Origin of the sequence: Shewanella sp. ZOR0012 (assembly GCF_000798835.1) — a bacterium.
Lineage (GTDB): Bacteria > Pseudomonadota > Gammaproteobacteria > Enterobacterales > Shewanellaceae > Shewanella > Shewanella xiamenensis.
Window position 1 is genome coordinate 434,012 of the sequence record NZ_JTLE01000094.1, and the last position, 12,875, is coordinate 446,886.

At 46.1% G+C, this 12,875-nt stretch carries 10 protein-coding genes; 9 read left to right on the top strand and 1 reads right to left on the bottom strand.

The window, feature by feature from the left end:
• The first annotated feature begins 48 nt into the window (after positions 1-48).
• Entirely contained in the window at positions 49-1,572 is a 1,524-nt protein-coding gene (locus L976_RS03800; protein WP_047534386.1) for a tryptophan halogenase family protein, read from the top strand.
• A gap of 35 nt (positions 1,573-1,607) precedes the next feature.
• Positions 1,608-2,297 (top strand): SapC family protein, encoded by a 690-nt coding sequence (locus L976_RS03805; RefSeq protein WP_047534389.1) that lies wholly within the window; start codon positions 1,608-1,610, stop codon positions 2,295-2,297.
• Positions 2,298-2,357: 60 nt separating this feature from the next.
• Here the strand turns inward: L976_RS03805 and L976_RS03810 are convergent, their stop codons facing one another.
• Positions 2,358-3,266, bottom strand: coding sequence for a sulfite exporter TauE/SafE family protein (locus L976_RS03810; RefSeq protein ID WP_047534392.1), 909 nt, complete (start codon positions 3,264-3,266; stop codon positions 2,358-2,360).
• 489 nt (positions 3,267-3,755) lie between these two features.
• Here L976_RS03810 and L976_RS03820 point away from each other — a divergent pair, with 489 nt between their 5' ends.
• The 7 genes from L976_RS03820 to L976_RS03850 form a co-directional block, all read left to right on the top strand.
• Positions 3,756-4,745, top strand: coding sequence for a substrate-binding periplasmic protein (locus L976_RS03820; RefSeq protein WP_047534395.1), 990 nt, complete (start codon positions 3,756-3,758; stop codon positions 4,743-4,745).
• Positions 4,745-6,232: a methyl-accepting chemotaxis protein gene (locus L976_RS03825; RefSeq protein WP_047534397.1), complete on the top strand. Its 1,488-nt coding sequence runs from the start codon at positions 4,745-4,747 to the stop codon at positions 6,230-6,232. The genes L976_RS03820 and L976_RS03825 overlap by 1 nt, the downstream gene beginning before the upstream one ends.
• A 28-nt stretch (positions 6,233-6,260) precedes the next feature.
• Positions 6,261-8,951 (top strand): family 20 glycosylhydrolase, encoded by a 2,691-nt coding sequence (locus L976_RS03830; RefSeq protein WP_047534400.1) that lies wholly within the window; start codon positions 6,261-6,263, stop codon positions 8,949-8,951.
• Positions 8,952-9,173: 222 nt separating this feature from the next.
• A complete protein-coding gene (gene nagK, locus L976_RS03835; protein ID WP_047534403.1) occupies positions 9,174-10,082 on the top strand; it encodes an N-acetylglucosamine kinase in 909 nt (302 codons plus the stop codon).
• Between the two features lie 58 nt (positions 10,083-10,140).
• The gene (nagB-II, locus tag L976_RS03840; RefSeq protein WP_047534407.1) at positions 10,141-11,139 is read left to right on the top strand and encodes a glucosamine-6-phosphate deaminase NagB-II; all 999 of its coding nucleotides are present in this window, start codon (positions 10,141-10,143) and stop codon (positions 11,137-11,139) included.
• A gap of 42 nt (positions 11,140-11,181) precedes the next feature.
• Positions 11,182-12,318, top strand: a complete 1,137-nt coding sequence (gene nagA / locus L976_RS03845) for an N-acetylglucosamine-6-phosphate deacetylase (protein ID WP_047534410.1) — start codon at positions 11,182-11,184, stop codon at positions 12,316-12,318.
• Positions 12,319-12,455: 137 nt separating this feature from the next.
• The coding region (locus tag L976_RS03850; protein WP_047540116.1) for a DUF5009 domain-containing protein at positions 12,456-12,875 on the top strand (420 nt) is incomplete at its 3' end.

Sequence of the window (12,875 nt, forward strand, 5' to 3'; positions counted from 1 at the left end):
CAATAAATTTAATAATAAACTTAGGTTTCTCCAATTTAGAGGCTCGTGATGACAATCAGAAAAATAGCTATTATAGGTGGCGGTACTTCAGGTTGGTTAGCGGCGAACCACTTAGGCCGAGCGTTGAAGGGGCGTTCTGGGTTATCTATTTCAGTGATTGAGTCTCCTGATATTCCTATTATTGGTGTCGGGGAAGGTACAGTGCCTTCGATTAGAAAATCATTACAGAGTTTTGGTATCAGTGAGTCAGAATTTATTCGAACATGCGATGTCACGTTTAAACAGTCTATTAAATTTGTGAACTGGTTAGATAAATCGCGTCACGGTAAGCATAATTTTTATCATCATCTATTCGATATCATTAATTTACACCAAGGTGACGCTGTATCGACTTGGTTGGCCAAACAAAGCGGACATTTTGCCGATTTTGTTTCCCCACAGCATTTAGCTTGCGAAGCGGCTAAAGCACCAAAGCTCATTACTACGCCAGAATATGCTGGTGTTTTAGGCTATGCCTATCACCTCAATGCAGCAAAGTTTGCCAAATTACTCGCTAAAAATGCCATTGAGAAATTTAATGTAGAGCATATTTTAACGACAGTACACGACGTGTGCTTAGGTGTAGATGGCGCTATCGAGTCATTGCAGACTGAGCAGGAGAATCTATCTTTTGATTTCTATATTGATTGCAGTGGCTTTGAATCTATTTTGTTAGCTAAAGCATTAAAAGTGCCATTTATCAGTAAAGCGCAGCAACTTTTTATTGATACGGCATTAGTTGCGCAAATTCCGACTCAGCCTGCTGATGTTATTCCTCCTTATACTAAAGCAACAGCACATCAAGCTGGGTGGATTTGGGATATTACGCTTACCCAGCGCCGCGGTACAGGATTTGTATATTCATCAGCGCATATGAATCAAGCTGAAGCTGAACAAAAGTTTGACCGTTATCTTGGTGGTAAACTCGCCGATATTCCCCATCGCAAAATCCCAATGACGGTCGGCTATCGTCAACAATTTTGGGTCAAAAACTGCGTTGCATTAGGGCTGGCACAGGGCTTTTTAGAACCCATAGAAGCGACTTCAATTTTATTAACGGACTTTTCTGCTCGATTTCTTGCTGAACGTTTCCCTGCTAATAAAGATGAGGTGGATTACTTATCAATGCGTTTTAATCGCACTGTTAACCACGCATGGGAAAGGGTCGTCGAATTTGCCAAATTGCATTATTGTTTGTCAGATAGAACTGACTCGGCATTTTGGCTTGATAATCAGCGTGAAGAGACAATTCCTGAGCCGTTAAAAGAGCGGCTTAACATGTGGAAGTCATTTAGCCCTATTGCAGAGGATTTTCCCTCAAAGTTTGAGGTGTTTAACTTAGATAATTACTTATATGTTCTTTATGGGATGAAATATCCGACTCAACCGCATGATAGAGGTTTAGTCGCAAAAGCTAATTTGAATGCTTATATGAGTAACATGTCGAATATGAAGCGCCAAATGTTTGAGGGGTTACCAGAACATAGAGAATTGATTGATAAGATTTGTACTTATGGCTTGCAAGCTATCTAAGCGCTTTATTTTAATGTGTAAAAAGGAAAAATAAAATGAAAACACAATTTGTACCTTTAAATGACGCAAGTCATAAAAATTTAGCGATTGGGGATAAGGTTGATTACAGCCTTTTTGAGACTATGCATATGCTCCCTCTTCAGGTTCAAGAGTTTATGTCTGCAGCGACCAGTTTCCCTATCGTGTTTACAAAAAACGCTCAAACTGGTGAGTTCCTCTCCATTGCGATTACTGCACTTAAGCCTAATACTAATAAGTTGCTCAAAAACGGTCAGTGGCAATGTCGCTATTTACCTATTCAAGTTCAATTGTATCCATTTGGAATGAGTTATATAGATAACGACAAAGTTATCTTGGGTGTCGATGTCAATAATTCATCAGTGGCAGAACATGAAGCGCATCGTTTATTTGATGATTCAGGCAATCAAACGGTCTATTTATCAAAAAAACTTGAATTGGCGAGTTTACAGGCTAGTTATCATGAGATGACAAAGTACTTTATCAAAGTGTTATTGAATCATGGACTGTTGCAACCACGTATATTAACAGTGACTACACTTGATGGCACTAAAACTAATATTGATGGAATATATACCATTGATGAAGGAAAACTGCAGCAGCTAGACGATACGACATTGCTTGATTTTGCTAAACGAGGTTTCTATTCGGCTATTTATGCGCATCTTTGTTCATTAAATTTAATTGATTTAGTGATGGAAAAATAAACTCAATTTTATATAGTTCGTTTTAATAATATTAAAACGAACTATTATAACTGGGGCTATTTAGTTTGCTAGCATCACACTCCCAGTCAAAATAATCCAGCTTGCAAAAAACAGTTTTAAGGTTTTGACTGGGAGAAATAACGCCAGCTTGCGGGCTAACAATCCTCCGATAATTGCACCGGGTCCTGCAAATAGCACTAATTCATATAAAGCGTGACTGTGGTCGGAGAACACGTGTATTGGGCTTGCCGACCAAACGGTTATGGCCGATACCACAACGCCAACCGCGACGGCCATCTTGGCGCAGATACCCCGTAACATCAGATAGATTACAATCAGTTCACCTACACCAACAGACAACCAAGCGGTGATGATCCCGCCAAAGTAACCAATGACCGCTAAACAAAAATAGTCTACGGATTTAAGACTATTACTTTGCAAATAGCGGCGTTGACTGCTGAAAATGATTGCTATCCCAAGCGCAATAGAGAAAAGGCTAAAACTGGTGTGGAGCGAAGAGGGCGAAGTTAGTTGCCATAACTCGCTGCTCCAAAGGCCAAGTACTGAAAAGCATGCACAAAGCAAGATACATGGAATAAAACCACACCAGGTTTTATCCGTATGGTGATGTTGTTGATAGTATCTTGACCATGAAATTGCGCCAGCAGTCATGCCAAAACACTGGATCATAAAAGACGTTGAAACGCTTTGAGTTTCTGTAAAATCTAAACTAGAGAACACTGGGATGAAAATAACGCCTCCGCCTGCTCCAGTTGAATTAGCAAAGATAGCTCCAGTTATCCCTAAAAATATAAACTTGCCATATTCTTTAATTAACTCAAATGGTTGTGCGAACTGAACAAACCAAACTATCCATGTGCTTAACAGAGTGAGCAGTACCGTTAACGACCGATAATATTGGCCGCTGAAGGTGTTTTTACGCTTAAAGGTAGGGATATATGTGAGCATCTTTTTAAGATAACTGAGTGTGGCGTTTGAGTTGTTGCGCCTATGTTATCAGTCAAAGACAGCGTTGTCACATAGGTTGATAAATATAGATTTTAATTTAACTAAATGAAATTTAAGGAATAAATTCATCTGACTTAAAAATATAAAGCTATTTGTCAAAAAAATGTAGAAATCCTGTTCTTTCTTGTGTAATTTAATGAATGACAACGCTGTCATATGCTTGTGTGATGCGTTGTTTAGTAAGGTCTGCATGAAGAGGATGAGGTCTCCTTATTCATGTGTTTGGCAGAAGTATTGCTGGTCGGGCGGCGGTACGTTTGTCTTTAATATTTGATAGTCTCTCCCCAGAAACTAGCGTTGGCTGGGTACTGTAAACAGTGCCCAGCCATTTTTTTAGGTAGAGTGACCTTGTTAGGATAAGCAGACAAGTTAGCGGCATTAATAAATAAAACTCGCTGGATTTTCCAGTCATAAAAGAGGCTGCGATTCATGGTTATTCATATTGCTACACCGCTTTGCAGCGTAGTGGCGACTTTTGCTAAGCGTTTGTTGATGTCCGTCTTGGGACTCTGGGCGAGCGTTATGCTGTGTGCTTTGAGTTTCACCGCGATAGCCGCTGTGGAGTCAACGTCGTTTGCGCTTACTAATGCTGCTTTTGCGGCTGGCACTTCTTCGGCAAGCAATCCCACTCCTATCAAGATAGTGACCACCATCCAACAGCAATGGCAATTTAATCTGCTAAAAGAGGCGCTGCGCCGCTCCGGCAAGCCGTATCAAGTTGAACAAATGTCGACGCAGATGAACCAAAAACGCAATGCAGAGGAAGCACTTGCTGGCACTGTTGACGTATTTTGGAGCATGACTTCCAAAGAGCTTGAGGAAACCATGCTGCCCGTGCGGATCCCACTGTTTAAGGGATTGCTTGGTAACAGATTATTAATTATCCGTAAAAGTGATGAGGCTAAGTTTGCCAACGTAAAAACATTGGCGGATTTTAAACAATTAACCGCTGGGCAAAACCGTTATTGGCCCGATGCGAGCATTCTCGAAGCTAATGGTGTGCCGTTGGTAACGAGCTATCAGTACACCAATCTATACCCGATGTTAGAAGGTGGCCGGTTCGACTACCTTGCGCTTGGTGCACAGGAAATCGGCGATGAACTTACTACCCACCCTGATCCCGCACTTAAAATTGATAGCCATATCCTGCTGCAATATCGCTCTCCGGCCTATTTTTTTGTCTCACCAAAACGCCCTGAGTTAGCTGAGGCAATCTTAGCGGGGCTTGAGTACATGATTAGCGACGGTAGCTTCGATGAAATGTTTAATCGTGAACTTAAGATTGAGCAGCTCTACCGTGATGCGCAGTTTGAGCGGCGCGTGATTATCCGCTTAGATACGCCAGATTTACATCCCCTAACGCCGATTGAACGCCAGGAGCTGTGGTTAGATCTATTTAGTGTGCAAGGTGCAACATAATGAAAACATTAGCCTTAAAAGTTCAAATTGGTCTAGCTGCGGCGATATTTATGATCGTGAGCGCCTTGTTTGGGGCGTCCTATTGGTTGGCGAGCGATAAGCTGATGAGCGGTGAAATGGCCTTTGAAGACAATACGGTCGCTAATCTGCAAGTCACTATGGCGCAACCTATTTTTACCTACGATTACGAACAGATCCGGGCTGTATTATCCGTCATGTTAAAGTCTGAACAAATTTATCAAATTACCGTTATGGATCATCGCGGTAAACTGCTTGCTGAGGATAAACAAGTCGAGGCAGTTGCCATCAACTATCTACAAACAAGAGAGTTACAGTTCAGCGACCAAGGTAATCCTACCGGGCGTCTAACCATTACTTTTTCCATTTTGCCCGTAAAAGCGCAGTTATCCGAGTTGTTGCTGAGCTACTTTATACAGGCTTTGTTGATTTTAGCGGGCAGCCTCTTCGTGATTTTCATTATTTTAAAGCGTTTAGTGATCACCCCATTAGATAAGGTTGTCACCGCGTTAGAAGAGATTGCCAATGGTGATGGCGATTTAAGCCATCGATTACCCGTTGAAACTGAAGATGAAATTGGCAAACTCGCCAATGCTTTCAACGGCTTTGTCGAACACATTCACGGCACGATTTCAAGGGTGCATGAAACCTCGAGTCTGCTATTGGGCGATGCTAAGGCGCTGGGCACGTTGTCGCAAAGCAACAATCAAAGGGTGCAAGCTCAGCTTAAAGAAACCGAAGCCGCGGTCACGGCCGTGACTCAATTGAGTGCCAGTGCAAATGAAGTGGCCATCAATGCTAAACGTACCGCCGATGCGGCAACCCAAGCCGATAGGGCGGTTGACGATGGCCAGCGTCAGTTTGACTCGGGCTTAGCCATTACTCGCCAACTTGCGGCTGAGTTAACACGTTCGGCTCAGTCGGTGTCGCAGTTACAACAGGAAACGCAGCGTATTGATGAAGTTGTGGTGGTGATCAGCAGCATTGCTGAGCAGACTAATCTGCTGGCGTTAAATGCCGCGATTGAAGCTGCCAGAGCGGGTGAGCAGGGGCGTGGTTTTGCCGTCGTTGCCGATGAAGTGCGCTCTTTAGCGAGTCGCACCCAACAGGCGACGGGAGAAATCCAAAAAATGATCCAACAGGTGCAGAGCCGAGTTGCCGAAACCGTGAATGTGATGCAATCGAGTCAGACTCTCTCCAATCAAGGGGTCAACCGTTCGGAAGAAATTAAGCTCGTTCTATCTAAAGTGACTGATTTAGTTTCAAATATCAGTAATATGAATATCGAAGTTTCCCATGCGGCGCAGGAGCAAACCTGTGTCACCGAAGCGATTTCTCGTACATTAAATGATCTTGCCAATGTCTCAGGTTCAGCCTCTCTCGATAGTGAGCATCTAGCACAATCGAGTGAGCGACTGTTTCACCAAGGGGAAAGACTGCGGACGTTAGTAACTTCCTTCAGATTGTAGCCATTTCTGAAGCTAGAAAAGGAATATCATGAATAAAACGATTGCCGCCACCGCCATTTTATTTGCATTAGGTTTAAGTGCTTGCAGCCAAGCGCCTAAAACAGTAAATGTGCCAGTGCCAAGCTCAGCCGAGCTCGCCACGCCTGCGTCATTAACCCAAGCGCAATTGCAGCAGTTTGGGGATACCTTGGGCGTGAGTTATCGCGTGCTCACTAACAGGCCCGATAATAACTGTGATAAAGCCGCCGCTGAAGGTCGTTGTTTTGTGGCTGAAATTGATTTTGTCCCTGGCGTTGATCTCAAAGGTCACGACTGGGCGATTTATTTTAGCCAGATGCGTCCGGTGCAATCGGTTGAAGGCAAAGAGTTTTCCATCACTCATATCAAGGGCGATCTTTATCGGATAACGCCTACTGAGGCATTCAGCGGTTTTAACAAAGGGGTTAAAAAGACCTTAAGGTTCCGTGGTGAGCTTTGGCAATTGTCCGAAACCGATGCCATGCCAAACTACTACATCGTTGCTGGGGATTTATCGCCAGTGGTGATTGCCAGCACGCAAGTGCAGCAAGATCCTGATACTCGAATGGAAGTGCGTCCCTATGTTGAGCCGTTCACCGATATGGTGAAACAGTATCGCCGCACTGATGCGGATAAATTAGTGCCTGCGACCGCATCACAGCTATTTAGCAACAACCAAAATGTCAGTGAAGATGCCTGCTTAGCGGTCAATACCATTATTCCTTCGCCGCAAAAAGTGACGATCCATTCTCACGATAAAGCGGTATCACTCACCTCTGGCATTAAATTGGATGTCGCGTCAGTATTGAGTCCATCCGCTGAAAATCAGTCTTTTAAAACCGAGCAAGTGGCTGCGGCGCTTGAACGCTTAGCACGTTTGGGTGTTAAAGAGTCAGACCAAGGCTTAGTGGTGAAACTGAGCTGGCGCCAAGGCGCAGAGAGCAGTTATCTGCTGGATATCAAACCTGATGGTATCAAGGTTGCCGCAGGTGATGCGGCAGGATTTTCCTATGCGTTATCATCGCTTGCCAGTTTGATTGATGTGCAGGATTTGCGCGTAAATGCGATGACTATTGAAGATAGCCCAAGATATCCATTCCGCGGTATGCATATCGATGTGGCCCGTAATTTCCACAGTAAGGCGATGATTTTTGCACTGATAGATCAAATGGCGGCTTACAAACTCAACAAATTACATCTGCATATGGCCGATGATGAAGGTTGGCGCTTAGAGATTGATGGTCTGCCTGAACTAACCGATATTGGTAGTAAGCGTTGCCACGATCTTGAGGAAAATACCTGTTTGTTACCGCAGCTTGGCAGTGGGCCTGTTGCGGAGTCGAGCGTTAATGGTTTCTATAGCAAACAAGACTATATCGATATAGTCAAATACGCCGATGCCCGCCAAATTCAAGTGATCCCTTCGATGGACATGCCTGGCCATAGTCGCGCAGCGATAAAATCCATGGAGGCGCGTTACCGTAAATTACTCGCCCAAGGCAAGCCTACGGAGGCGAAAACCTATTTGTTGTCGGATGCGGCTGATACAACTGTGTATTCTTCGGTGCAGTATTACAACGACAACACCCTGAACGTCTGTATGGAATCGACCTATCAATTTGTCGATAAAGTGATTGATGAAATTGCCAAATTACACCAAGCCGCGGGTCAACCATTAACTCGATACCATATCGGCGCCGACGAAACCGCTGGGGCGTGGAAGCAATCTCCTGAGTGTTTATCCTTTGTAGCCAATAACGATAAAGGCGTGAAATCTATCGAGGATTTAGGCGCTTACTTTATTGAGCGGATATCGAATCAACTGGCGGAAAAAGGCATTGAAGCCGCAGGTTGGAGTGATGGCATGAGCCATGTTCGCCCAAGTTATATGCCAGCTAAAGTCCAATCCAATATTTGGGATGTGATCGCCTATAAAGGATATGAGCATGCCAATCAGCAAGTGAACAACGGTTGGGATGTGGTGCTCTCGAATCCTGAAGTACTTTATTTTGATTTTCCCTACGAAGCCGATCCTAAAGAGCACGGCTATTACTGGGCAAGCCGCGCCACCAACGCGCACAAAGTGTTTAGCTTTATGCCGGATAACTTAGTGGCGAATGCGGAGCAGTGGACCGACTTGCAAAATCTGCCTTTCGAAGCCGACGATAGGGCAAGAACCGATGAGAAAGGCAAAAAATCTGGACCACGGGAGCAAGGTAAAAACTTTGCTGGTTTACAGGGGCAGTTGTGGAGTGAAACCATTCGCAGCAACGATACCGTTGAGTACATGATTTTCCCTCGTTTATTGATGCTGGCTGAGCGTGCTTGGCATCAAGCAGAGTGGGAAGTGCCTTACCAATATCAAGGTGCATTGTATAACCAAAGCACTGGGCACTTTACTGCGGCAATGCGTGACGCGCAGGCACAATCTTGGCAGCAAATGGCCAACACATTAGGGCATAAGGAGTTTATTAAACTCGATAAGGCAGGTATCGATTACCGAGTGCCGACTGTAGGTGCCGAGATCCGTGACGGTAAACTGTTTGCCAACGTGGCTTATCCAGGACTTAAGATTGAGTGGCGACAAGCGAGTGGGCAATGGCAATCCTATCAAGCAGGGCAGGCGGTAACTGCGCCCGTTGAGATCCGTGCTATTGCTGCTGATGGTATCCGCAAAGGCAGAAGCTTAATCGTTAATTAATCTGTTATGTATCTGGCTGTATTTTAATAGAAAAATACAGCCTTTTTCTTTTTCACTTTCAGTCAATTCTTTCGCCTGACATTTGATTAGAAATTGCTTCAAAAAGTAAATGACAACGCTGTCATTTTTGCTGTAACATTGAGTTAACTAAAGTTAGGTGTCGTATTAACGGCATAAGTATAAGCAACGGTAGCGCTGCATTAAGAGATGAAGAGGGATGTCATGGGGTTAGTCCAGACAAAAGATCAACAACTGTTTATCGGTGTTGATGGGGGCGGCAGTAAGTGCCGAGCCACTATCTATACTGCGGACGGTACCGTTTTAGGGACAGGTGTTGCTGGGCGCGCTAATCCGCTGCATGGTCTTGCACAAGCATTTGCATCGATTGAAGCATCGACTCGCCAAGCTCTGTTGGATGCGGGCATGAAGGAAACCGATAGCCATTTACTCGTCGCGGGCTTAGGGCTGGCGGGAGTCAATGTGCCGCGCCTGTATCAGGACGTGATCAGCTGGCAGCATCCGTTTGCTGCCATGTTTGTCACAACGGATCTTCATACCGCTTGTATCGGTGCACACCGCGGCGCCGATGGTGCGGTGATCATTACGGGTACGGGTTCTTGCGGTTATGCCCATGTAGGTGATGACAGCTTAAGTATTGGTGGCCACGGTTTTGCGCTGGGTGATAAGGGCAGCGGTGCTTGGCTTGGCTTAAAAGCCGCCGAGCATGTGTTACTCGCCCTCGATGGTTTTGCCGCGCCGACTGCTTTAACCAAGATGCTGTTAAACCATTTTGGGGTAAGTGATGCCTTGGGCATCGTCGAGCATCTCGCCGGTAAGTCTTCGAGTTGCTATGCCGAATTAGCCAGAAGCGTACTCGATTGTGCAAACGCGGGTGATGAAGTCGCTCGCGGGATTGTGCAGGAAGGCGCCGATTACATCAGTGAAATGGCACGCAAGCTGTTTAGCCTCAATCCAGTGCGATTCTCGATGATCGGTGGCCTTGCCGAACCTTTACAGGCGTGGCTTGGCAGCGATGTGGTGGCCAAGATTTCTGAAACCTTAGCGCCGCCAGAATTGGGTGCCATGTACTTCGCTCAGCAGCAATTTAACTCAGTCAACATTAATGAATAAGCCGTTTTAGCGCATCAGTGCTAAAGCAATACCCGTATTGATTTGTAAGGTAAATAACATGACAAACACTATTATGGAGCAAGAAGCTCGCACCGCGCCGCAGAAGATTGCGGGTCAGTTAGCCGCTAACGCCGATTTAATGCAGCAGTTAGGTGAAAAACTGCGTGCTTTCGATCCCCGTTTTGTGATGATTGTGGGCCGTGGTTCATCGGACCATGCGGGTGTATTTGCTAAATATCTTTTTGAAATTGAAGTCGGCGTGCCAACGTTTGCCGCCGCGCCATCTGTGGCCAGCGTTTACGGTAAAACCTTGAAGTTAGAAGGCGGATTAGTGATTGTGATTTCGCAATCTGGCCGCAGCCCTGATATTTTAGCCCAGGCGCGTATGGCGAAAAACGCTGGCGCGTTTTGTGTGGCGTTAGTGAACGATGAAACCGCTCCAATTAAGGATATCGTCGATGTGGTGGTGCCATTACGCGCCGGCGAAGAGAAAGCCGTTGCCGCAACAAAGAGCTACCTTGCAACTCTGTCGGCGATTCTACAATTAGCCTCGGCGTGGACGCAGAGCGAATCCCTTGCCGCAGCAGTTAACTCATTACCGCAAGCACTGCAAACTGCGGTTGATGCTGAGCCACAATTGACTCCAGCATCGGTTGAAAACGTGAAAAACTTAGTCGTGTTAGGCCGTGGCTTGGGTTATGCGGTGTCTAAGGAAATTGCGCTTAAGTTAAAAGAAGTGTGCTCAATCCACGCTGAAGCCTTTAGTAGCGCAGAGTTTCTCCATGGTCCCGTGACCTTAGTTGAGAAAAAACTCACGATTGTGGATGTGTGCATTGGCGATGAGTCTTACGCTAGCCATATCGAACAGATTGAAAATGTGAGCCAACGTGGTGCCGATTTAGTCCATTTAAATCAAACATCGACGGATATTCATCCACGTGTGGCGCCGTTAGCCCTGCTACAACGTTTTTATATTGACGTGGCAGCCGTCGCTATTGCCCGTGGTATTGACCCTGACCAACCCGCAGGGCTGAAAAAAGTCACTCAAACGCTGTAATGGCTGGCCGTTATCGCCGCGTTAATTTGAAAAGAGGTTTGGATGAAATTCACCTTAATTGCCGAGCAACTGTTTGATGGTGAAGCCTTCCATCGGGATGTGCCAGTCACCATTGAAGATGGGCTGATAGCCAGCTTAGACACCGCATCGGGTGCTAAGGAAATTCGCTACCCAGGCACCCTAGTGCCAGGGTTTATCGATGTGCAAGTTAACGGCGGTGGCGGCGCGTTATTCAATAGCAGCCCAACGGTTGCTTGCATTGAAACCATAGGCAAGGCGCATGCTCGCTTTGGTACCACAGGCTTTTTACCCACGCTGATTACCGATAATGTGCAGGTGATGGCTAAGGCGGCCGATGCGGTTGCTAGTGCGGTCGCGCAAAAGAGCGCAGGTGTATTAGGGGTGCATTTCGAAGGTCCGCATTTGTCTGTACCTAAAAAAGGCGTGCATCCACAAGGTTTTATCCGTGGGATCACCGAGGCTGAACTGGCGATTTTTTGCCGTCAGGATTTAGGTATCCGCGTTGTCACCTTAGCGCCTGAAAATGTCTCGCCCGAGGTGATCCGCCTGTTGGTGGCGTCGGGCGTTAAAGTGTGTTTGGGCCACTCCAATGCGGACTACGATACCGTTGTTGCAGCATTAGCGGCTGGGGCGACAGGTTTTACCCATCTATATAATGCGATGTCACCCTTAGGTTCCCGCGAGCCTGGTGTGGTGGGCGCAGCGATTGAGAGCGAAACCGCTTGGTGTGGTTTGATTGTCGATGGTCATCATGTGCATCCCGCTGCAGCTCGTGTTGCCCTACGTGCCAAACCTCGTGGCAAAGTGATGTTGGTGACCGATGCTATGCCGCCTGTGGGTCTGGATGATGAAACCAGTTTTGAGCTGTTTGGTACTCAGGTGCTGCGTGTCGGCGACAGATTAAATGCGGTGACGGGTGAACTGGCTGGCTGCGTGTTAGATATGGCAAGTGCGGTCCATAATACGGTGAATATGCTAGGTTTGCCGCTCGGTGAGGCCTTGCGGATGGCATCTTTGTATCCAGCCGAGTTCCTTGGCATTGCCGAGAGCGTCGGTCGGTTAGCCGTAGGGCAGCGTGCCGATTTAGTGCTGCTGGATAATCAGCATCAAGTGCTGGCCAACTATATTGCTGGAAATGCGGTTTATGTTCGCCCTTAGTGTGTTGAGTCCGTAAAGCGTTCACCTTGGCCCTTGTCGTATTTTGATGACAGGGGCTAAGTTTTTTTATTGTACAGTCTGCATTTTGCTCTACATCTTGAAAAATAATTTAAATAACAATAATAAAGGATAATGGTATGAGTACGACTGCGCCGGAATCTGTCGCCAATACGGGCGTTAATGCTCAGGATGCTGCCGCGAAAAAGCGTCAGCCAAAGCCAAGATTGATGTCCCTCGATGCCTTGCGCGGCTTCGATATGTTTTGGATTTTAGGTGGCGAAGCCCTATTTGGCGCCTTGCTTATTTTGACTGGCTGGGCGGGCTGGCAATGGGGTGATACCCAAATGCATCATAGTGAGTGGAATGGCTTTCGCTTCTATGATTTGATTTTTCCGCTGTTTATTTTCCTCTCCGGTGTTGCCCTTGGATTATCGCCAAAACGCTTAGATAAACTGCCGATGCATGAGCGCCTGCCTGTGTATCGTCATGGCGTTAAGCGGCTGTTTTTGCTATTGTTGCTTGGTATTCTTTATAACCATGGTTGGGGAGCGGGAGCA